At 62.8% G+C, this 22,034-nt stretch carries 16 protein-coding genes; 4 read left to right on the forward strand and 12 right to left on the reverse strand.

Features of this window, described 5'->3' with window-relative positions; genetic code table 11:
* Window positions 1–10: 10 nt before the first annotated feature.
* Both EK373_RS21125 and EK373_RS21130 read left to right on the forward strand, forming a co-directional pair.
* Window positions 11–1,624, forward strand: coding sequence for a hypothetical protein (locus EK373_RS21125; RefSeq protein WP_129645664.1), 1,614 nt, complete (start codon window positions 11–13; stop codon window positions 1,622–1,624).
* Window positions 1,621–2,403 (forward strand): OmpA family protein, encoded by a 783-nt coding sequence (locus EK373_RS21130; protein ID WP_157994469.1) that lies wholly within the window; start codon window positions 1,621–1,623, stop codon window positions 2,401–2,403. Before EK373_RS21125 ends, EK373_RS21130 begins: the two co-directional genes overlap by 4 nt.
* Here the strand turns inward: EK373_RS21130 and EK373_RS21135 are convergent.
* Window positions 2,400–3,602 carry a cytochrome P450 gene (locus tag EK373_RS21135; RefSeq protein WP_129645666.1) on the reverse strand — a complete coding sequence of 401 codons (1,203 nt, stop codon included), beginning with the start codon at window positions 3,600–3,602 and terminating at the stop codon, window positions 2,400–2,402. The genes EK373_RS21130 and EK373_RS21135 overlap by 4 nt on opposite strands.
* 198 nt (window positions 3,603–3,800) lie before the next feature.
* Between EK373_RS21135 and EK373_RS21140 the strand changes: the two genes are divergently transcribed.
* Window positions 3,801–6,149: a TonB-dependent receptor gene (locus tag EK373_RS21140; protein WP_129645667.1), complete on the forward strand. Its 2,349-nt coding sequence runs from the start codon at window positions 3,801–3,803 to the stop codon at window positions 6,147–6,149.
* Here EK373_RS21140 and EK373_RS21145 read toward each other — a convergent pair.
* The 9 genes from EK373_RS21145 to EK373_RS21185 all read right to left on the reverse strand — a co-directional run bounded on the left by EK373_RS21145 (window position 6,119) and on the right by EK373_RS21185 (window position 16,635).
* Entirely contained in the window at window positions 6,119–6,802 is a 684-nt protein-coding gene (locus tag EK373_RS21145) for a TetR/AcrR family transcriptional regulator (protein ID WP_129645668.1), read from the reverse strand. The two genes, EK373_RS21140 and EK373_RS21145, sit on opposite strands and share 31 nt — an antisense overlap.
* Before the next feature lie 150 nt (window positions 6,803–6,952).
* Window positions 6,953–8,152: a CaiB/BaiF CoA transferase family protein gene (locus EK373_RS21150; protein ID WP_129645669.1), complete on the reverse strand. Its 1,200-nt coding sequence runs from the start codon at window positions 8,150–8,152 to the stop codon at window positions 6,953–6,955.
* Window positions 8,149–9,156, reverse strand: coding sequence for a TRAP transporter substrate-binding protein DctP (gene dctP / locus EK373_RS21155; protein WP_198683488.1), 1,008 nt, complete (start codon window positions 9,154–9,156; stop codon window positions 8,149–8,151). Before dctP ends, EK373_RS21150 begins: the two co-directional genes overlap by 4 nt.
* 32 nt (window positions 9,157–9,188) lie before the next feature.
* Window positions 9,189–10,484, reverse strand: a complete 1,296-nt coding sequence (locus tag EK373_RS21160) for a 2-hydroxyacyl-CoA dehydratase subunit D (RefSeq protein ID WP_129645671.1) — start codon at window positions 10,482–10,484, stop codon at window positions 9,189–9,191.
* Window positions 10,481–12,655, reverse strand: a complete 2,175-nt coding sequence (locus tag EK373_RS21165) for a CaiB/BaiF CoA-transferase family protein (protein ID WP_129645672.1) — start codon at window positions 12,653–12,655, stop codon at window positions 10,481–10,483. The genes EK373_RS21160 and EK373_RS21165 overlap by 4 nt, the downstream gene beginning before the upstream one ends.
* On the reverse strand, window positions 12,652–13,782 hold the full coding sequence (locus tag EK373_RS21170; RefSeq protein WP_129645673.1) for a 2-hydroxyacyl-CoA dehydratase: 1,131 nt from the start codon (window positions 13,780–13,782) through the stop codon (window positions 12,652–12,654). The genes EK373_RS21165 and EK373_RS21170 overlap by 4 nt, the downstream gene beginning before the upstream one ends.
* Window positions 13,779–15,071, reverse strand: coding sequence for a TRAP transporter large permease (locus EK373_RS21175; protein WP_129645674.1), 1,293 nt, complete (start codon window positions 15,069–15,071; stop codon window positions 13,779–13,781). Before EK373_RS21175 ends, EK373_RS21170 begins: the two co-directional genes overlap by 4 nt.
* Window positions 15,068–15,553: a TRAP transporter small permease gene (locus EK373_RS21180; RefSeq protein WP_129645675.1), complete on the reverse strand. Its 486-nt coding sequence runs from the start codon at window positions 15,551–15,553 to the stop codon at window positions 15,068–15,070. The genes EK373_RS21175 and EK373_RS21180 overlap by 4 nt, the downstream gene beginning before the upstream one ends.
* Window positions 15,541–16,635, reverse strand: a complete 1,095-nt coding sequence (locus EK373_RS21185) for a CapA family protein (RefSeq protein ID WP_129645676.1) — start codon at window positions 16,633–16,635, stop codon at window positions 15,541–15,543. Before EK373_RS21185 ends, EK373_RS21180 begins: the two co-directional genes overlap by 13 nt.
* Window positions 16,636–16,716: 81 nt before the next feature.
* Here EK373_RS21185 and EK373_RS21190 point away from each other — a divergent pair, with 81 nt between their 5' ends.
* Window positions 16,717–17,418: a GntR family transcriptional regulator gene (locus tag EK373_RS21190; protein WP_129645677.1), complete on the forward strand. Its 702-nt coding sequence runs from the start codon at window positions 16,717–16,719 to the stop codon at window positions 17,416–17,418.
* 2 nt (window positions 17,419–17,420) lie between these two features.
* On the opposite strand, the gene EK373_RS21195 is transcribed toward EK373_RS21190, so the two are convergent.
* Together EK373_RS21195 and EK373_RS21200 are read right to left on the reverse strand one after the other, a co-directional pair.
* Entirely contained in the window at window positions 17,421–19,235 is a 1,815-nt protein-coding gene (locus EK373_RS21195; RefSeq protein WP_129645678.1) for a CocE/NonD family hydrolase, read from the reverse strand.
* Window positions 19,236–19,237: 2 nt separating this feature from the next.
* Entirely contained in the window at window positions 19,238–21,910 is a 2,673-nt protein-coding gene (locus EK373_RS21200; RefSeq protein ID WP_129645679.1) for a TonB-dependent receptor plug domain-containing protein, read from the reverse strand.
* Between the last annotated feature and the right edge of the window lie 124 nt (window positions 21,911–22,034).

The following is a 22,034-nucleotide window of genomic DNA, read 5'->3' on the forward strand; positions in this document are numbered from 1 at the left end:
CGTCTCATTGTTGAAAGCCAAAGTTAAGATTGCGATCGGGATCGGCGCTGGCCTGTTGGCCGGCGCCGTGTTCGCCGATCAGCCGGTCGCGGGCCACGTGCCCAATCAAAATCGGCAGGCTCAACAAGCGCCGGTGAGCGACAGCCAATCGCCGCCGGCAAATCGCTGGTGGACGCCGGGGGAGGGCACACCGCTGCCGCCGGTGATCGCCTATCCCAATTCGTTCGGCCAGGTCGGTGTGTTGAACAATGCCGGCGTCATCGACACCAAGGGCCACCCGTTCTTCGAGCCCATCGGGGAGAACGGCCGAGCCTGCGTGAGCTGTCATCAGCCGGCGAATGCGATGTCGCTGTCGGTCGAGATGGTTCAGCAGCGCTGGCACGAGACTCAGGGCAAGGATCCCATCTTCGCGCCCATCGACGGCATGAACTGCCCGGACCTGCCGCCCGGCGACCCGAAGTCACATTCGCTGTTGCTGGAGCGGGGCCTGTTTCGCATCTTCCTGCCGTGGCCGCCCAAGGCCGCCGACGGCTCGAACATCGATCCCGAGTTCACGATTGAAGTGGTGCGGGATCCGACCGGCTGCAACATGCACGCGACGTACGGGTTGAAGAGCGCGAACCCGATGGTGTCGGTCTACCGCCGGCCTCGCGTGGCAGCGAACACCAAATATTTCACGCATCAGGGCTTCGGCGTGTTTTCGTTCATCGGCAAGAACGGCTTGCCGGCCACGCGCGATCCGGAGACGGGCCTGCCTTCGGGCATGAATATCCTGTCCGATGCGCGTCAGCCCACGCTGAAGACTCAAGCCGTGGAGGCGGCCGTCACGCATTTGCAGTTCAACGGCAAGCTCGACGAGGAGCGTCTGGCGAAGATCGTCAGCTTCGAGAGCCAGGTCTACACGGCGCAAGCCATGCACGTCGGTGCCGGCAGCCTGATCGAAACGGAGACGCCGCCGGGGCTGGGCATCTACAACCTGGCCAAGGGTCGGGAAGGACTGCTCGGCAACAACGTGACGAACTTCGTGTTTCCGATGAGCGAGGCGTGGCGGAAACCCGCGCCGTCGCCGGATCCGGAAATCACGCGTCGAAACGACATGCGTGCCTCCATTGCTAGAGGTCACGACGTGTTCATGTTCCGGACGTTCTGGATCAAGGATGCCATGCACTTGAACACCGTGGGTCTGGGCAATCCGACCAAGCGCACCTGCTCGACGTGTCACGGCATGCACATGATGGGCATGGACATCGTGAATGGCTGGATGGATCTGGGCACGACCAATTTGCCCTGGGCCCGCGAAGAGCCGCTCAATCCCTGGAACGAACGCAAGCCGCAGATGCCGCTGTTCAAGATCACGTGCAAGGCGAATGTGCCGCCGCATCCGTTCCTGGGGCGGGTGTTCTATACGCAGGACCCGGGTCGAGGACTGATCTCCGGCAAGTGCAATGACGTCGGCGCGATAGTGATGCAACAGTTCCGAGGCTTGGCGGCACGCGCGCCGTACTTTGCGAATGGCTCGGCGGGCTCGTTGCGCGAGCTGGTGGATTTCTACGACCGCCGCTTCAACATTGGCTACACCGATCAGGAGCGCGAGGACCTGATCAATTTCCTGAGCGCGCTATGAAGAGGCAGGTTGTTTTGCTAGCGATGCTGAGCTGGGCCGGGGCTGCCATGGCAGCCGAGCCGCCCGCAAATCATCGTAACTTCGTCGCATGCCCGATCGTGCGCGACACGAACACCGTGCCATGCTGGCTTGCCGAGTACGAAGGGGAGACTTACTTTCTCACGATCCAGACGGACGTGAGCGCGCCTGTGAATCCTCCGTGGCTCGGACACAGAGTGCTCGTTGAAGGCACGGTCAGCGACGAGCCGCGCATCTGCGGGGGCATCGTGCTCAAGCCGGTGGCGCTATCGGTGATGCAGGAGCTGGACGGTTCCTGCAACACCATGCTGCCCGCGGAGGAACGGTACAACCTTGCGTTCGAGCCGCCACGGCCGCCGGGGCCGAGCAAGGGTCGACTCGCCTTCGGCGATCCGGTGACGAAGCCTAGAGCCGAGGAGGTGGCGGCCTCCAGGTCATTCGAGCTGCGCTACGAGTTCGACTCGCTCGTAATGTTTCGTCACGCGCAGCCGTTGCAACAGATCTTCGAGCATGCCAGGCAGAGCAACGCGACGAAGGTCCAGATCACCGGCTATAGAGCGGCGTCGTTGCTATCGAATGGTCAGTTGATGCAGGAGGATAAGGAGATTGGCCGCCGTCGCGCCGAGCAGGTCGCCGACTTGTTACGTGGCGCTGGCCTGACGGCGCTGCAGTATGAGGTGAAGTGGCAGGACGAAACGAAGCGCGCAAAGGGCGTCGAGGACGCCGCAGTACGCCGAGTGCAGGTCGTCGTCTCGCGCTAGGTTTTGGCGGGCGTCATCCGCAGCGGCACGTAGAGTGGCCCGACTTCGGGCATTCCGCTCATGCGCACTTCGCCGCTCAGTTCAAAGTGCGTCGTTTTCTGTAGCAGCGCGTCCAGCGAGACGCGCAATAGCTGGCGAGCCAGAGGAACGCCGGCGCACATGTGCGGGCCGCGGCCATACGCGATGTGTTGATTGATATTGGGCCGACGCAGGATGAACTTGTCTGGCTCGGGAAACACTGCTTCGTCCCGATTCGCCGAGGCATACAACAGTGCAATGGGTTCGTCCTTGGGGATCGTACGGCCACGAATCGTGACGTCCTCACGGGCGGTTCGGGCGAACCCGCGATAGGGCGTGTACAAACGAACGAACTCTTCGACGGCATCCGGGATCAGCGAGCGATCGGCGCGCAGCTGCTGTTGCAGTTCCTGATCTCGAGATAAATGGACGGCGATGCTTCCCAATAATATGGGCGGCGCGACCAAGCCGACCACCAGCACCTGACGCACACAGCCCGCCAGCAGCACATCCGGGAACGGATTGCCATCGGCATCTCGCTCCGAGAGCAGCGAGCTGGTCGGGTCGATGGTGGGATCGAGCGGCTGCACGCGACGCTGTTCGATCAGTTCCCGAGCCAGTGTCGCGAGGCCTTCGCCTGCCACGACCACACCAGGCTTGTCGAAGGCCTCCCAGGCTTTGATGTAGGCGCGTGAGTTCGTGGCGAGATGTTCCGTCTGCTTCTCATCCAGGCCGAGCCACTCACCGAACAGCCGCACGGGGAGAACGGCGGAGAAGTGCTCGACGAGGTCCGCTTCGCCGCGCGCCACGAGGTCTGCCGCCAGTTCGAGGGCGATGCGCCGTGTCGCGGGCAGCAACGAAGCAACGCGGCTCGGGCTGAGTGCACGGTCGATCGCGCGTCTATACGGCGTGTGCTCGGGCGGATTCAAGTGCAGGGGTGGCCGACGACCTGTTGTCGACGAGCCGGGCACCACGTTGCGCACCGATGTGATGTACATGTCCGAATCGCGCAGGACATTGACGATGTCTTCATAGCGCGCCAGCGACCAGAAGCCATCGAATTGCGTGCTGTGCGCGACCGGGCAGCGGGAGCGCAGATCGGCAAAAGTCGCATGCACGCCGTCAAACGTTTCGGGGAGCGTGGGATCGTACTCGTTGAGCAACGACGGATCGGTGGACATGTTCGGTGCGGTTCAATGGGTCATCTGGCCTGAGGGCGGAACACTAGGGCAGAAGCGGCCCCGTGAGGTAACACCTTCTGTGTCTCACGGCTATAAGCTGCATGAATGGATCGGTGCTGGGCAGCCCCGAGCCACTATTGACGAAGTCGTCCAATAGTGACGTAATGGTTCAAAATATAACGTCGCAGGGGGCGGCCTATGGCTGTGAAAGGAAGGTTCACTGGCGCGCGCGTGTGGGCGACTGCATGGCAGGTTCCGTTCATCATGGGCCTTACGGCGCCGAGCATGGTGGCGAACGCGGCTGACGAGGGCCGGCAGGCGGGCGCGTTGGAAGAGGTGGTTGTCACCGCCCGCAAACGCGAGGAATCCCTGCAAGACACGCCCATCGCTATCTCGGCCTTCTCGGCCGCGGCACTGGAACGGCAGCAGATCACCAGCACCGAAGATCTCGATCAAGTCGCGCCGAACTTGCAGTTCGCCAGCTACGGCCCGCTCACCGGCAACAATTCCGCCGCACAGGTCTATATCCGCGGCATCGGCCAAAGTGATGGCTCATCCGGCGTCGATCCCGGCGTGGGTTTATATATAGACGATGTCTATATGGGTCGCTCGGTCGGCGGCGTGCTCGACTTCCGGGATATCTCGAACGTTCAGATCCTGCGTGGCCCCCAGGGAACATTGTTCGGCCGGAATACCATTGGTGGCGCAGTACTGTTGACGACCACGCTACCGGGCAAGGAATTCGGGGGCACGGCGCGCGTCGGCTTTGGCGACGATAATCTCTACGAAGGCTTCGCCGCCGTCGATGTGCCGATCGCCGATTCCCTCGCTGCCCGGTTCTCGGTCGGCGCGCGCCAGCGCGACGGCTATGTCACGCGTGCCTTCGATGGCGTCGACCTTGGCAATGAAGACACGTACACCGTGCAGTCATCGCTCCAATGGCTGCCGAGCGACAGCCTCACGCTCACACTGCGAGGTGACTACACCAAGGAAGACGAAAACGGCTCGCCGTTCGTCTTCGCGGCAATCAACGAATCGCAAGTGTTCCCTGCGGCGATCAGCCGAGGCAATGGGTGTCCAGGTGCGACGTTCCCACCGCCGTCCGTTCCACAAAACATCGTCGACGAGCGCTGTGCGAACGATGCTACGTGGAACCTCGGCAAGTACCGCAACGGCGGCAACGCGCCTGCCGAGAGTACCCTGGAAAACTGGGGAACGTCCGCGACGCTGCAATGGGAGCTGACCGAGACCTTCGCGCTGAAGTCGATCACCGCCTATCGTGAGTTGGATTGGAGCGGCAGTCGTGACGCGGACAATACCGAGCTGCTGGTGCTGCACACGGATTATTCGAGCGCGGGCGATCAGTTCAGCCAGGAGCTGCAGGCGCTGGTCGAGACCGAGCGTCTGCGCGGCGAGGTCGGTGCTTTCTATTTCGAAGAGGCCATCGACGACTTCCTGCTAGTACCGTTCGCGGCTCCGCCGCCGCTGGTTGCCAGCGGTGCAATTCCGGGCTCGCTCGATTATCAGCGAGCGCTCATCGACAACGACAACTTCGCCTTGTTCACGCAGTGGACCTACAACGCGAGCGAAGCATTGAGCCTGACGGCGGGTGTCCGCTACACCGAGGAGACGAAGGGCATCCAGATCGTTTCATTCACGGTGACGCCGTTGACGGCCCCGGTACGCATCCCGACCACGATGAATACGCCATTGGTGGCAGGTCCCGGCCTCAACATCATCCCGCGTCAGTTCGAGAACAAGTACGAGTCCACGACCGGATCCGCGAGCATTCAGTATCGCTGGAACGAGTCGGTGATGACGTACCTGAGCTGGTCGCAAGGCTTCAAGAGCGGCGGGTTCAACCAACGTTACAACCTCGCGCCGCCGGGCAATCTGCCGGTGGCGTTCGATGAGGAGACGGCGGAGACGTTCGAGCTCGGCTTCAAATCAGAGCTGGGCGCCAACCTGCGTTTGAATGCCGCGGTCTTCAGCACCGATTACGAGAACATGCAGTTGACCTACCGACTCGGCATCGTGCCGCTGCTGTTCAATGCCGGCAAGTCGTCCATCGAAGGCGCGGAGCTGGAGCTGACCTACGCGCCAGGAGAATTGCTGGTTGAAGCCAGCGCCGGCTACCTGGACAACCAGTTCGATGAAATCGCCGTCGTGCCGGGCACGACGCAAACCGTCGGTCCAAACAACACACTGCCGTTCGCTCCTGAGTGGCAAGCCAACCTCGGTGTGGGCTACGACTTCGAAGTCGGCAATGCGACGCTGACCCCACGCGTCAACCTGAGCTACACCTCGGAGCAGTTCTTCGACGCGGCGAATTCCATGGAGGTGGCGCAGCTCGACGATGTCACGCTAGTAAATGCCTCGCTGACCTTGGAGCTGGGCGCGTGGCGGTTCCGCGCAGGCGTGAACAACGCGACGGACGAGCAATATCGGGTCGCCGGCAATTCATCGTTCAGCACTTCCGCAGGCTACGCGGAAGTCATCTACTCGCGTCCGAGGAACTACTTCGTCTCGGCGAGCGTGGATTTCTGAGGCGCCAGAATATCGTTGGCCGCCTCGCAGGCGAGGCGATCGGCTTGAGCAGCCGGCACGCCGAGTGAGCGTAACAAGCCGGCCGCCATGCCCTTGGCAATGTCGATGTGCGGCGTCACGAGTCTATCTTCCAGGGCGTGACGCAACGAGATGACGATGGTTCCCATCACCAGCAGCGCGGCGACTTCGATGTCGACGTGTTTGAAGCGCTGTTGGTCGATGGCTTCCTGCACGTTGTTACGCAGGTTTCGATTGATCGGCGCGTCGACCATGGTGGCGCCGGAATTCAGGCGCCATAGCACCTGCGCGCTTTCGCGGTGTTCGATGGCAAAGCGCATGAACACGCAGAGCGCGCGAGCCAGATGCGCGGCCGGGTCAGTTACGTTGGCGTTCGCTTCGTTGACCGCTTGCTCGGCCTGCCGTCGGACGGAGCTTGCGATCTCGCGAGCGAACACGTCCTTGTCGACGAAGTGATTGTAGAAGCTGCCCTTGGCGACTTCCGCGGTCGCGACGATCTGATCGATCGTAACGCCCTCGACATCGCGCGACGCGAACAAAGTGCGGCCGGCGCTCATCAGCGCCGCCCGGGTGCGCTCCCAACGGCGATCCATTTTCGGCGCGAACTTGTCGCTCGTGATTCTCTTGGAGCTCACTGTTTGGATGCCTGGAGAGATGGGACCAACGGCGCAGACATGAACCTGGATGTTATGCCCTCGTTGAAAATTGGCAATAGCCAGGGCATGAGGCTGTCTGCGACCTCCATCCGCAATTTATCGCCGTTTCATGCAAACCGAGCCCGTCGATCAGTCCTCGACCTGAAGGGCTCCAGTCTCGTCGGCCGAAAATCCGAGCGACTTCAGAATCTCGTTGCTGTGCTGACCGAGTTGTGGCGGCGGCGCGGCCACGCCGGGTTGATCCTCGCTGAACAGAAAACCCGCGTTCACGATCTCGACCTGTTGGCGCTCGGGCAGGCCCGGAACATTCAAGCCGAGCTTCAGTCGGCGTGCTTCCAGCGCGGGCAGTGAGACCGCTTCGGCAACATCGCGAATCATGCCGCAAGGAATGCCGGCAGCGCTCAGCCGGGTCTCCCAGTGCGCGGCGGGCGCTTCACCAAACACCCTTTCGAGTTCATCGCGCATCTCGGCGGAATGTTTGCGTCGCAGATCCGGCGTGAGGAACCGAGGATCTTCCAGCCATCGTTTGCGACCGACTTCGCGAGCCAGCGCCTCGAACTGCGCCTGTTGCACCACGCCCAACGATATCTGCCGGCCGTCGCTGGCGTTGAATACAGCGGAGGTGGGTTGTCCGCTGTAGCCGATGTTTCCAGTGCGCTCGGGCGGATTGCCGGTGACGAGGTACGGCACGATGGCCGAAGTCATGAATGCCATGCTGGCATCGAACATGGCGACATCGATGTACTCACCGCGACGTTCGCGCTGCCGTCGTAGCAGCGCCGCGAGTATCGCGAAGGCTGCCGTCTGTCCGGTGAGCGTGTCGACCACGGGAAAACCGACTTTCGCGGGGGCGTCACCGGCGGCGCCGCCCAGTGTCATCATTCCTGTCGTGGCTTGGACGATGTTATCGATCGCCGGCCAGTCGCGACGGGGGCCGTTTTGTCCATAGCCGGAAATGGAGCAATAGATCAGCTCGGGGCGCAACGAGCGCACCGATGCGTAGTCCAAGCCGAACTTCGCCATCACGCCGGGTCGAAAGTTTTCGATCAGCACGTCCGACGTTGCGATCAAGCGGCGGGCCGCTTCCTGCGCCAACGGTTGCTTGAGATCCAGGACCAGGGACTTCTTGCCCGCATTCACACCGATGAAGGCAGGGGCCATGCCGTCGTAGCGTCGATCGGGCCCGTAGTTACGCATAGCGTCGCCGCGGCCGGGGGCTTCGATCTTGATGACTTCCGCGCCGAGCATTCGTAGCAGATGAGTGGCGAAGGGTCCCGCCATCACATGGCTGAAGTCTGCGACGCGAATTCCTTCTAGCGGTAAGCTCATGTTTGATCTCTGCTGCAGCGGATGCCGTTGTCGTCCGTGACTTGCGCGGCGACCGAGCGCGCCAGCCTGTAAGTGGGTAGGCCATCGATGCCAAAGCGGGCGAGGGCGCGCGCTCGCGCTTCGCCGTCGCGTTCGTAAATCGAGTCGAACCTCGCCTGCTCATCCGCCGGCATGTCGTGAAATTCGACGTGATGCTCGCGGCCCGCGGTGAGTCCAACGTCGTTCGCGACCAGCAGCTCCGCCGCCAGCGCTTTTTCCCAGACTTCGGTGCTGCGTTCGAGCAGGGCACGTTGCCCGGCCGTCAGGCTGCGCCAGCGACGCTCACCGATCGCGCGAGCCGCGTAAGCGCCGCGAGGAATCCTGATCGTGTTGAAGTACTTCGCGACCTCGGCGAAATGCAGCGACTTGAGCGTGTCCGGCGGCGCGACCACGCCATCGAGCACGCCCTTGGCGAGCGCCGAATACACTTCGCCCATGGGCATGTCGATGGGATCGGCGCCCAGGTCTTTGAGCACCGCCAGTAACTCCGACGGCGCGCGCAGTCGCAGCCCACGCAGGTCATCGAGCGTGCGTATGGCTCGATCCCGCGTGACGATGCCTGGAAGATTGCCGCCCTGGACCGCCAGAACTTTCAAGCCGTGCAACTCGCGTCCGAACTGAGGATCGGCAGCGGCCATGCAGCGCCAGAGTGCGGTTTGTTGCTCGAAGGTGCTGAGTCCGCCGTAGAACCCTGCCTGAGCTCGAATGAGATGAGCGCCGCCCCGCGCGTAGATCGGTGTGATCAAACCGATGTCCGCAACGCCATGCCGCAGCTCGTGCATGGAATGCTCGGAGGAGAGCAGCGACCCCGACCAGTACGGCTGAATCTCGATACCGCCGGCGGATTGCTGTTCGACCCATTTCATCCAGGCGATATCGGCGCGACTGAAGGGGTGCCCCGGGCTGAATGGGCTGGCATAGGTCAATACCGTCACGCCAGGCGTCGGCTGGGTGCAGCCGGCCATACATATAATAATAAGAAGGGCTAGCAGCACCCTCATAGAAGCCCTTCCTGCCGTAGGAAGCCGGCGACGTGCTCCACCATGCGCTCGTGGCTCCAATCCTTGGCGCTGACCATGTCGGCCGACAACGCCAATGTCGGGATGCCGGCGCGGGCCAGCGCATGCTCGGTGATCTTCGTGCCCGACTGCGACAGGCGATTGTCCGGCGGCACGAGCATCACGGCCGCGTCGATGTCACAGCGCTGCGCTTCACTCACCATCCATTCATTCATCCACGGCGGGAGGTGCAGCACTTCATTCATCGAGCAGATGCGGCTTGCGAGTGCGTGCATCGGCCGGTCACGCAGCTCGCGAATGTACTGCGGCCCGGCAAAGGGCATGTACATCGACCACACGAACACGGCGCCGTATCGATCTTCGAGTGCGCTGTAGAAGCCAGGGTCGTGCCACAGTCCCGCGCCGATCCACATCAATCGTAGGCGCTCACGATTGCCGACTCCGACGCCATCGGCAATGCGTTGTTTCACTTCGTCGCGGAAGCGGCGTGCGTGCGCCACCGCCCACGGCGAGCCGCGATGCCACTGCGGAATCATCGTGTTCGGCATCTGCTCTGCGATCGAGACCGGGCAGGGGCGTGCGGCGCCGATCATTTCGGCGGCTTCGGCGATGTAGCCTTCCTGCTCGTTGATTGCGAGCATGAGCTGCAGGAACTTGTCCTCATCGAACTTGCGGCCGGTGCGCGCTTCGAGCAAGGAAATCAGCTCGCGCATCTCGCGAACCAGCAGTTCGATGCGGCGCTGTTCGAACACTTCATCCCAGCGCTCATTGGAGTTGCGGAACCACTGCGGATCTTTGTGCTGCCAGCCCGGCGCTTCCAACGGGAAGAACTCGCTGCCGAGCGCCGTCGCCCACTGGCTGAAGACGTGCTCGATGCACTCGCAGGTGAGACGAGCCACGAGCACCGTCGGCTTCGGCAACCCGCCCCAGGGCGCGACGCGAGGATTGTTATCGAGGGTGCAGGCGAGCCCCAGGGAACAGTAGCGGCACCGATTCGCAGGATAGCCTAGCTTGCCGAGCACCTGATCGTAGTGGTTCGACAGTTGCTTGGCGGAGATATACGCCGACCACCATTGATTGGTGACCAGTGGAATATCCATCACATGGAAGATTTCGTGCGGCGTGTCGGCCTGCGCGATGGCGAACGGCTCGCCCGCGTCGATGACGCGCTTCTTCAGCTCTGTGACGAACTCGCGTTGATACGCGGTCGCGGCGGCGGTGCATTCCAGGTCTTTGCGACTGCGTTGGCCGCTGCTGTGGGTAATGGTGCTCATCGAAATACTCCGAGCCGCTCCAGCTCTTCGATGCGGGACGCGCTCAGTCCGCACAGGTCGCTGGCGATGGCGATGCTGTGCTCGCCGATCGACGGTGCGCGATAGGGGGAAGTGACCGCTGCCGAGAAGGTGATGGGCGTTCGCACGTGACCGAAAGCTCCCAGCAGCGGATGCTCCAGATTCATCAGGGCGTGTCGGGTCGCGATCTGCGGATCGTGCTCGATGAGATCTTCGATGTCCTGCACGACGCCCGCGGCGATGCCGGCAGTTTGCAGCTGTTCCATCAGGGCGTGCGCTTCACGCTCGAGGCACCATGCCTTCAGAGCGGGCTCGGCGTCACGCGGCGTTGCGCTGAGCTTCGCTATTGCGCAGAGTCGGTCCCAATCCGATTGCGATGGGACCGTGATCGCAATCCATTGGTCGTCGCCGGTGGTGGCGTAGACGCCTTGATGGAATACCTTTGGATCGTCGTTGCCGTTGCGCGTCGGTCGTTTGCCGTGTTCGGCGGCGGTGATGGCATCGTGCATCTGCTGGACGCAGATTTCGTACATCGCGGCGTCGATGTGACAGCCCTTGCCCGTGCGACGGCGATGATCGACAGCGGCAGCCGTCGCGGCTGCCATCACGTAAGGAACAATGACGTCGCCATAGGGGACGGCGCCTGGAATCACCGGATTTCTATCGGGCCAGCCCGTCAGGAACGTGCGGCCCGAGAGGGCCGCGCCGGTGCCATCCACGCCCCACGATTCGGCGAGCGGGCCGGTTTGTCCGAACACGCTGCCGGAAACCATGATTACACCGGGGTTTCGTTTCTGGAGCGATGCATAGTCGAGGCCGAGCTTCGCCATCGTGCCGGGCGAGAAGTTTTCGACCACGATGTCGGCCCAGTCGAGCAATGGGTCGAGCACGTCGCGACTCTGTGGCAGCTTGAGGTCGAGTGCGAGGCTGCGCTTGGAGGTGTTCAGGTGAGCGAACCAAGGCTTGTCATCGAAGCTGTCGGCACGCGATGCGTTCACTTGCACGTCGATGCGAGACAGGCAAGGCCGGCCACGTGTTTCGACTTTGATGATGTCGCAGCCAAGATCGCCGAGGACCTTGGTCGTGATCGAACCGACCAGGGCCCAGGAGAAATCCAGCACTCGCAGGCCTTTCAGCGGACCGAGCCGTTCGCTGACGCGAGTGTTGCTTCGAGCGGGCGGCGCGAGCTGTGAGCCTTCCTTCATGGCAACGAAGCGCGCGGGCTTGCGCTTGCCATTTGCGTCGCTGGCCCAGAAGTTGCGGGCTTCCAAGTGCGGATCGGCTAGCACGTCACTGGGCTCTGCGACGACGGTTGCATTGATGCCGCGGCGACGGCCATCCGTCGAGATCTCGTGTCGTGAGCGTGTGGAGAAGAAGGCTTCGATGGCTCGTTCCCATTCGCGCCGCGTTTGCGGATCAAGCGTGGAGCGGTTGTAGCGCGTCCAGTCGACGCCTCGGAGCGGGTTCGGCAAGCCGGCTTCATCGATCCAATCGCTGAGTGCTTGATTGGCGGGCGCGCCGAAGCGGCCCGTCATCAAGGTATGGAAGCAGAAACCATCGGCGAGTGGCCAGATGCAGCGGACGGTCGCGCGACCGTAGTTCAGCGCGCCGCCGACCCGATGTAACTTGCGACGATCGAATTGCCAGACGAGGACGCCATTGACGTTGCGAGAGAAGGCCACTTCCTGCACAGATACGTCAACGTGTTGGCCACGCCCTGTGTTTGCCAGCTCCACGAGCGCCGCCATTGCGCCGGCTGCGCCGACCATGTCTGCGTGGAACCAACAGGCATCCAAAGCTTCTTTCACGGGCGAGCGATCGACGTCGCCTGTCACTCGGAGGGTGCCGCCCATGGCGGATGCAATCAATTCACCGCCGCGCCATTCGGCGCGTGGGCCTTCGCTGCCGAAGGTGGTGACGGAAACGTGGATCAAGCGGGGGTTGATTTGCTCGATCTGCTCGCGCGTTAGTCCGGCGCGTCGCAACGCGGCCAGGCCCATGTCCTCGATAAGAAAATCGGCGCGCGGCAGCTCGTTCGCCAGGGGGAGCTGAACGGGCGTGACCTGCGCGCCAAAGCTAGTGAGCAATCGAGCGAGTGCGCCGTCTGCGGCGCCGCCGAGCGCGAGCACTGACATGCCATTCAGCGGTCTCATCGAGCCTCCAGCGCGCGGCGGAACTGGGCGATCTGAGTGAGCGCTTCAGCGGTGAGCGTCTGAGGCTGCGAGGTCAGCATCAGCGTCGGTAGCGACGCTTCGTGCAGCGAGCGTTCAATTCGAGGCGCCTCCCAGGCCAGGCCAGTGTCGGTCGCAAGCATCCAAACGACGACGCCATCAGCTCGCAAGGCTCGCGCGGCCTTGACGATGTCGACCGGGGATTGCAGCAGCGTACTGATCGCTCTTGTTTGCTCGTAGCAGCGCCGGGCAATGAGTTCCACGGGCGAGGGCGAGCCGATACCAGAGTCCAAGCTGCCGGCGTCATCATTGCTTTGATAGGCCCGCGTGACCGCCGCCGGAATGGACGCTGCCGAGCAGGCTTCATTGATCTCGCCCACGACGACGGTTCCATCCACTTCAATCGCCGCATGAACGTGATCGTCGAACGGCACGCTGCCCACCAGCAACATTCGCTTGCGCGGTTCGACAGTCGCAGGACTGGCGAGCCACTCCCGCATCGAGCGGTCAAACTCATCCGACCAGTCTGTACGCCCACCGCGCACGATCCGATACCCCACAGATCCCAGCGGCACCTCGTCTGCGATTCGAAGCCTCGCAAGCTCATTCTGTAGCGCCTGTCGAGCAACAACGCGCTCGATCCCCGCAGCCAGCCGCGACTCGTCCACACCAACAGCAGACGCCAGCGCCTGCGTCGACTCAATCGTGTGCGCCACACTCGATCCACGGTGTATTCGGGCCAGATCGTACAGCACAGGCCGTGGCCCCTTGCACTCACCCATGCGCTGCAACTCGCAGAGGTAGTAGTACAACCTCTGCGCATTATCATCGCTGCGGGAGAAGATCACGGCGTCCAGACAATCGAGATCTCCCGCAAGCCACCGATCTGCCACGACTCGGCTCTGCGCGGAAAAGCTGCTCTCGAGAAATCGATCAGCGAGCGTCGTATCGCCCGAATGCGGAAGCGCACTCAACTGCACGGGCGCCGCGCCGGCAGCGAGAATCAGCTCGACCGGAACATCCCAACCCAAGTAACCGATCGCGCGTCGCGACCGTGCCGCTTGCAACGGATCGTCCAAAGTGCGATTCAACAAAGACAGCAAGCTCATTGGTTCAACCACCCCGGCAGCGCCAACGCCATTCCCGGCAGGGCGATCAATAGCGACAGGTGTAACAAGTCGGCCGCCAGAAACGGCACGACGCCCTTGAAAATGCGGATCAGCGGCACATCCTTGGCGATGCCTTGAATCACATACAGGTTGATGCCGATGGGCGGATGGACGAAACCGATCTCCATCGTGCGCACCAGGTAGATGCCAAACCAGATGGGTGACAGGCCCAGGTCGGTCACGATGGGCAGCAGGATCGGCGTCGTCAGCAGCATCAGCGCGAGACCGTCGAGCACCGAGCCGAGCAGCAACAGCAGGATGGTCATGATGATGATGGCCATCAGCGTGCCGCCCGGCAGTCCTTCCATGAAATCGGCGACCTGCTCGGCGAGGCCGGTGTAGCTCATGAACACCGCGAAAATCAGCGCGCCGATGATGACGACGTAGATCATGCCCGTCGTGCGCAGCGTCTGTGCCAGCGCCTCTCGCAACGAATCGCGATTCAACCTGCGACGCCAAGCGCAAAGAGCCAACGCACCCGTCGCGCCAACCGAAGCCGCTTCGGTCGGCGTGAACCAGCCAAAGGCGATGCCGCCGAGCACAACCAGAATCAACGCGCCGAGATCGAGGATGCGTAACAGCGCTGCACGCCGCTCGGACCACGGAGCGCGGGCGGTGGCAGGCCCGATCGACGGACGCCACCGACACAGCAATACGATCGTAATGATGTAAAACAGCGCCTGCGACAGGCCGGGAATGATGGCGGCCGTGAACAGCTTGCCGATCGACTGCTCGGCAAGAATGCCGAACACGATCAAGGCGCCCGACGGAGGAATGATCGAGCCCAGCGTACCGCCCGCGGCGATCGAGCCGGTCGCGAGCGCATCGGAGTAGCCGCGTTTGCGCATTTCCGGCAGACCGATCAGTCCAATGGTGGCTGCGGTTGCGAGGCTCGAACCGCTGATTGCACCGAAGCCGGCGCAGCCCGCGACCGAAGCAATGGCGAGGCCTCCGCGACGGTGTCCGACCATTCGTGCGGCCGCTTCGAAGAAGTCACGACTGGCGCCCGCGGCAAAGCAAAGGTGCGCCATGAACAGGAACAGCGGCAACACTCCCAATTCATAGCGGGTGATGGTTTCGAACAACACGACGCCCGACTTGATGATGGCAGGCTCAGGGCCCAGCAACAGCATCAGACCGACCATGCCGACCACGCCCATCGAGACGCCGATAGGCACGCCCAACGTCAGCAGGACGAGCAGGGCAATGACGCCAAGGACGCCGTTCATGCACGCCCCCGGAGTGAGCGCCACATGTCACGCAGGAACACCAGCGCAATGGCCAGAGCCGCCACCAGCGATACGATGCGAAGCGGGCGAAAGGGAATGTGCAGCAGTTCGCTCTGCTCGAAGTCGTTCCACGATTCGGCCGCGAGCCACAGCGCGCCCGACGCCAGCCCGACGAAGAACAACGCCGACAACAGATGGGCGAAGGCGTGCAAATAGCTGCGTGTGCGATCGCCGACGCGCGCTGTGAGCAACGTGACAGTCGCATGTCCTTTGTTCAGCGTGGCGGACAGCATCGCCGCCGAAGCCATCAGCAGAATGCACGCCTGGATGATTTCCAGCGCGCCGAGTAAGGGAATGCCGGCGTGACGGCCGAGTACCGCAAGCGCTTCGACCGCCATCGCGAGCACCAGGCCGCCGGCGCCGATGTAGAACAATGGTCCGCGTGTCTGGCCGCTGCTGTCACGTTCTATCAATTCAGCCACACGCCCTCACTTGTGATTTGCATTGTCAGCGGCGGCAGACCAGCTTCGATGCCGATGGTCCGTATGTAATCGGCGATGCGCTGAGCGGCGTCCGGCGCAAGGCGCGGACGGCCCGGAGGATCGACGTGCACGGGAATGAACCCGACGCGGATCTTGCCAGCTGCATCGATGTGCATCCGACCCAACAGAGCATTCACTGCTTCCGGATGAAACGGCGCGAGCACATACGCCGGATCGGGTTCGAAGCCAAACAGTTCCTTGCGTTTGCGAGCCCAGGCAGCACGCTCGGGCGAAGTTTGATCGGGGCTCAGTGCTCGAGTCACGACGCAGCCGTTGCCGAGGCCGTGGAAGATGGGCACGCCGCGATGAAATTCGATCCCTCGGACGATGTGAGCGTGATGACCGATGACCACATCGCAACCTGCGTCGACGGCCGCGTGGGCGAGGGGACGTTCGTAGGGGGCCAGCCTGGCGCGTGTGTGCACAATGCCTTTGTGAAAGGCGACGACGACGAAATCTGCCAGCGCCTTGGCGGCCTTGATGTCTGCGGCGAGGGCGGCTAACGATGCGGGATCGATACGCTCGAGCGCAGCTGCCGGGCGAATTGGACCGCCGTCGGCGGGCTCGACCCGAATGTATGAGCAGCCGGCATGCGATGGTCCGGCCCACGCGCTCTGCGGGCCGACACAGTTGTAACTCAGTACGGCAATGCGTTTGCCGCAGCGATCAACGATTGCTGGCTTGCGCGCCTCACTGAGGTTCGCTCCAGCGCCGGTGTATGCAATGCCCGCGTGAGCGAGACCGCGAATCGTGTCAGCGATGCCGATTTCACCCAGGTCTGCGATGTGATTACCGGCCAGAGTCACGATCCCGACTCCGGCACCCGCCAGCGCCGGCAGATGAGAAGGATCGGCGCCCGGTGCGGGCACATCGTCGGGACTGCCCGCGATGTGAGTTGTATGTGGGACCTCCAGGTGACCGATCGTCAGATCTGCGCTGCGAAGCGCTGGCGCAATGGCTCCCAGCCAGTGTTCGGGCTGCGGCTCGTCGAGGATCAGATCGCCCGTGAAGATCAGCTCCATGACGCGATCAGTCCCGGTTGATTGTTGACCAAAACATCGATCATATTGTCGCCAGGGCCGCCTTCGCGGCCATGAGCTCGCATGCCAGCCAAGACTGACCATCGCACTGTAACCAAAGCACGCACCGCTGCACGGACCGAGCCGCTGAGCGTGGGTGACATCGTGGAGTGGATTCGCGAACGGATTCGCCGAGGCACCTTCGTGCCGGGCCAGCGCCTGGTCGAAGCGGACATCATGCGCGAGCAACCGACTGCGACGCGGACTCGCGTCCGAGAAGCGTTGCAGCGGTTGTCGAGCGAAGGGCTGGTGACCATCGAAGAATTCCGGGGCGCGTCAGTGAAGCGCTTCACGCACGACGACCTGCGTCAGATGTATCGGGCGCGCATGGCGCTCGAGGGCATGGCGGCAGCGGACTTTGCGGCTGCGGACAAACCGGAGCTGAAGCGGAAGTTGCAGAAGGTCCAGTCCGAGCTCAACGACATCGAGCACACCATCGATCACGAGCGCTTCGCGCGCCTCAACGACGAGTGGCACCAGCTGATCATCGAAGGCTCGGGCAACGAGTTCATCCGCATGTTTCTGGAGCGGCTGCGCATTCCCATCTATCGGCTGTTGATCACGACTTTCTACAGCGCTCGCCGCATCGACAGCGCCAACGCCGGTCATCGCAAGATCACCGACGCCATTGCCCATGGCCGCGCCAAGGATGCCGAGCGGCTGATGCGCGAGCATATTGCCGAGGGTCTGGAAACGCTGTCCGCGATGGACCTGGACCTCAAGTAGCCTCACTCGCCCCGCACCTCGGCGGTGAATGCGCCAACGACGGGGAGCGTCAGCTGTGACGCATGCTCGCGATCGTGGTGGATAGTGAGAGTCGGCGCCGGATCGAATTGCACATTGCGCGAGCGCTGACGCGGATCCGCACCCGCAACGATCAGGCGCACACGATGGCCAGCTTTGACGATCGTGGAGGTCGGCAACAAATCCAGTCGCAATCGCGCGGGCTTGCCAGGTACCAGCGGCTGGGCATCGGCTCGTTCGCCACGGTGATAGGGCAGGCCCATATAGTTTCGATAGGGCGCGGGCTGCTCGCCACGGTGTGAGGCTCGCAGGCGTCCATGCGTCACGATGGACACCGTACCGTCTGGCGCCACATCTTCCAGATAGACGAAAACGTCCGCGTCATGGGTGGTGGATGAGATCCACAGGTCGACGACGGGATGGCCGGCGATGTGCGCATCGGCCGTAAGTGGCGGAGTCGTGTAGCCCAAGCCGTGCTGGTCGACGCCACAGGGCCACATCAGGAAGTAGAGATCGACTTTCCCGCTGCACTTGGGATCGTAGTTGACGACGAACTTGTCGGCGGTCGCCGTGTTGTCGGCCTTGTTGGTCAGTTGGCCGGGCACGCCGGGGGATGCCGTGCCGCCGATGTGCAATGTTTGGTTACGCGCGTTCGCCAGTGGCCACTTATCCGTGCTGCTCCATTCGTTGCCGGCGGGTGCGTTGACGGTGCGGTAGTAGATGGGCGCCTCGCGTTGCCAGCCGTTGTCGACCTTCTTCAGGAAATGATCGAAGAAGCGCAGGAATTCGGTCGCCATGGGAAAGTCGCCGACCTCGCAGTGACCCCATTCGCCCATCCACAGTTTGCGCGGGTTGTCGAGGTTGTTATAGGCCAGCGTCGCCTCGAAGCTGCCTTCATCCAGCCAATTGCCCCAGATGAAAATACCGACGCCGGAGCGCTCGATTTCTTTGGCATAGGTGGCAACGCTGGATTCGCGCCAGAACGGCACCTTGAGCAGCGGCGAAACATCGTCGCGATAGCGCATGCCCGCCCACAGCTCCGCCATCGGCGTGCCTTTCGCGTGTTCGGCGATTGCGGCTTGCGCTTGCTTGCCGTCGGCATCGGATTGCACCGGCGCCACGCCTTGTCCGAAGTCCTGGCCCGGATTTTCGGGGCGAGTGTTGAATTGCGCCGTGATGCCGCCCCGGCTGACGAATCCATACTTGTCGAAATCGGTGCAGCCCGGTGCGATGGCTTTCAGGTGCGGGGCCATCATCGTGGCAGCGTGCCAGGTGGTGCCGCCCAGATAGGAACATCCCGCGACGCCGATCGCGCCCGTGCTCCACGGCTGGGAGGCGAACCATTCGGTCATCTCATAAGCATCGCGAGCTTCGGTGCGATCCTGGAATCCGCGACGGGCGCCGAAGGACGCGCCGCGTCCGCGGGTATCCACAGCTGCGAGCACATAGCCGTGGTTGAGCAACGGCATCAAGTTCAGCCGTTCGAGGGGATTGACGAGATTTCCTTTGGGGTCGGTGTAGGCGCGTCGATACGGCGTGTGAATCCAGACGACCGGTAACTTCTCATCGACCGCGCGGCCATTCACGGCCGGACGATAGATGTCGACAGCGAGCTTCACGCCATCCGACATCGCGACGTACTGAGACGTCTTTTGCCACTCGCTGAAGCGCGCTTCCGAGTAGCCGCGATAAACACCCGGCCGCGACTCCTTTGGCTCGCTCGCGTGAACCAGATGAAAGGGCAGCAGCAATACGCCTGCCGCCCAGGTGACTCGAAACGTTGACTGGGTCGCTCGCATGATCACCAGCGCTTCGTGAGCACGAAGGAAACAAACCGTCCGAGCGGCGAGACGTTCTGGTTGTCCCAGGACACCAGGCCGTTCAGCACCACCGGCGGATCCTCATCGAGCAGGTTCTGGCCGTTGACCGACAAGCTCACGCCGCTGAGCGCGCCACGCTCCTCGCCGAAGTCATAGACGATGGAGGCATCGACCGTCTTGTAGCTGTCCACCTCGACATTGGGATTGATCGCCGTGTTGCGATAGCTGTCGACGTAGTTGAGATACGCGTTCGCCGACCAGCCATTCAATCGCCAGCCCACCGATGCACGCGCTCGCAGGTCGACGGGATTGCTGTACGTGTCGAGCACATCGACGTAAGGCAGGCCAGGGGCGATGGAGCGAGTCAGGTCGAGAATTTTCGCAGCATCGAAGCCCACGCGCCAATCGCCGAACGATGTGTCGAAGCCGTAGCCGAGGTTCAGATCGATGCCTTGCTGCTTCATGCTGCCGAGATTCGCACGCCGACCGTCGATGATGGCGTTGATGTTCGTAACAGGTTCGGCCGGGCTCTGCAGGTCCGGATTGCTCAGGAAGGACTGTACCAGCGCATTGAAGGCCGCGGTCGCCGTTGCATCGCTCGCGGGCGGGCGACGAATGACATAGGGACCGTAAACCGAGGCATTCGTGAGCGCCGTGTTCAGCACCACGTCGATGCGGTCGGTATAGTCGACATCGTAGTAGGTGAGTGACGCTGTCAGGCCCTGCAATGCGCCCATGGGCGCCCAGTCCAGGCCGACCGACCATGTCGTCGCTTCTTCGGGCTGCAGCGAAGCGCGACCGCCATTGTGATAGATGCCGCGAGTGACACCGCCGACGCCGGCGGGATCGGTCAGGTTCTGAATGAAGATGTTGTGGATCTGCTCGCTGGTGTCGACGAGCGACGGTGCGCGGAAGCTCGTGCCGTAAGTGGCGCGTGCCGTCAGCGACGAAATGGGCCGCCAGACCACGCCGACCTTCGGATCCGTCGTCGAGCCGAAGTCGGAATATTCCTCGCGGCGCCCCGCGACCGACACGCTCAAGCTGTGAATGCCCGGAATCGACTGCTCCTCGCTCACGACGGGCACGAACACTTCGCCGAAGAACGAGGCGTTGTGACGACGATTCAGGATGTTCTTGGTCGTGACTGCGCCGGAGGCCAGCACGTTGTTGGCGTCCAGCCGCTGACTGAACTCGTTGTCGTGCCGCTCCAGGCCCACGGCCACTCGCACATCGCCGCCCGGCAGCGAGAACAACGGGCCATCGGCCTTCAACGCCAGGTCGCGTGCTTCGCTGGTCGCGTGAGTGTCGCGATTGGCAATGATCAGATCGACCAGGGCCGGATTGTTGGTGACGTTGAACGAGCCGTCACCGAAGGGATTGAACGCGGTTGCCGGGTTGTTGCTCGCCAACGCCGCGGTCAACGCGGCGCCGTTGGTGATCGCGCCGCGACGCTGGAAGCCGCGGTTCTTGCTCAGATTGGCGTAGCCTTCGATGCGCCAGTCGCCGCCCAGATCGTAGCCCGCACCGATTGCGTTCTGTTGAGCGTTCTCGTAACCGGACAAGCGAGGATCCGAGTCCTCGGCGAGAAAGCGATATTCGACGTTGACGAACGCCGGCGAGCCGAGCGCGGCCGGAGCGACGAAAAATGCATTCGTGTTCGGAACGCGCAGCTGTCCCGATGCCGGCGCGACACGTTCATCGAATTCGCGCTCGGAGAGCCAGCCTTGATACCAGATATCCAACCTGCCGAATTCCTGACGCGCATCCACGAAGAAGCTGTCGCGTTCCTGATTCGGCAGCAGGTCGGCGAAGGAGCCCTCGTCGAATCGATTGGGGGCTCCTGCGGTCAGCTGCGCAGGGCTGAGACCCGTGCCGCGGCCGGCAGGCAGGGGATAACGCGTCGTGCCCGCCACGATGTTGCCCGGTGACGCGAGCCCTGGCCGTGCATCCGAGCCGCCGCGTGCGCGACGATCGTTCGTGGCGAAGTCGCGGTCGGCGCCGGAAAGGCTGTCACGCTCGTTGTGCTCGTATGCCGCGAACACGCTGCCCGTGTCCCAGGTGAAGCCGAAGTTCTGGCTGATGATCTTCTGGCTGGTGCCATCGGCGACGCCGTAGCGGGCCACCGTTTCGGCGCCTTCGAAGTCATTGCGCGTGATGATGTTGACGACGCCGGCGACGGCGTCCGAGCCATAAATGGCGGATGCGCCGTCGACCACGACTTCCAGGCGCTCGATCGCGGCCGATGCGATGACGTTGGGATCGTAGAGCGACTTGATGACGCCGGCAGGCGCGAGACGCCGGCCATTGATGAGGAGCAACGTCGCTTCGTTGCCGATGCCGCGAAGATTGATGCCCGAGACGCGCGTGGCGTTGGCAGCGCCGTCTTGCGCGCCACCGAGTCGGCTTTCGTCGGCGCCGAGATTCAGCACCTGGGGCAGGGCGCGGGCGAGATCGCTGCTGGTCGCAAGGCCTGTGGCCACGAGCTCTTCGCGGTCCATCGCGATCACCGGTGCGCCGGCACTCGCCACGCCGCGAATACTCGTGCCCGTCACGACCACTTGCTCCACGACCTGTTCGGTGTCCGCCTCCTGAGCCGCTGCGGTCGTTACCGCCACCAGTGCACAGGCGCCGAATAAAGCTGGACGTCGTCGCATGGATCCCCCCTTGCCGTCCGAGTCATGCCCGGCTCGAGCCGGGCTGTTTGTGGTGTGCCTGGCAGACTAGGAAGTGCTGATGAAATTGTCAACAATTTGGCAGATGAAACTCCGCCATCAACTC

The sequence above is a fragment of the Peristeroidobacter agariperforans genome, from assembly GCF_004138335.1.
GTDB classification, from domain to species: domain Bacteria; phylum Pseudomonadota; class Gammaproteobacteria; order Steroidobacterales; family Steroidobacteraceae; genus Steroidobacter; species Steroidobacter agariperforans.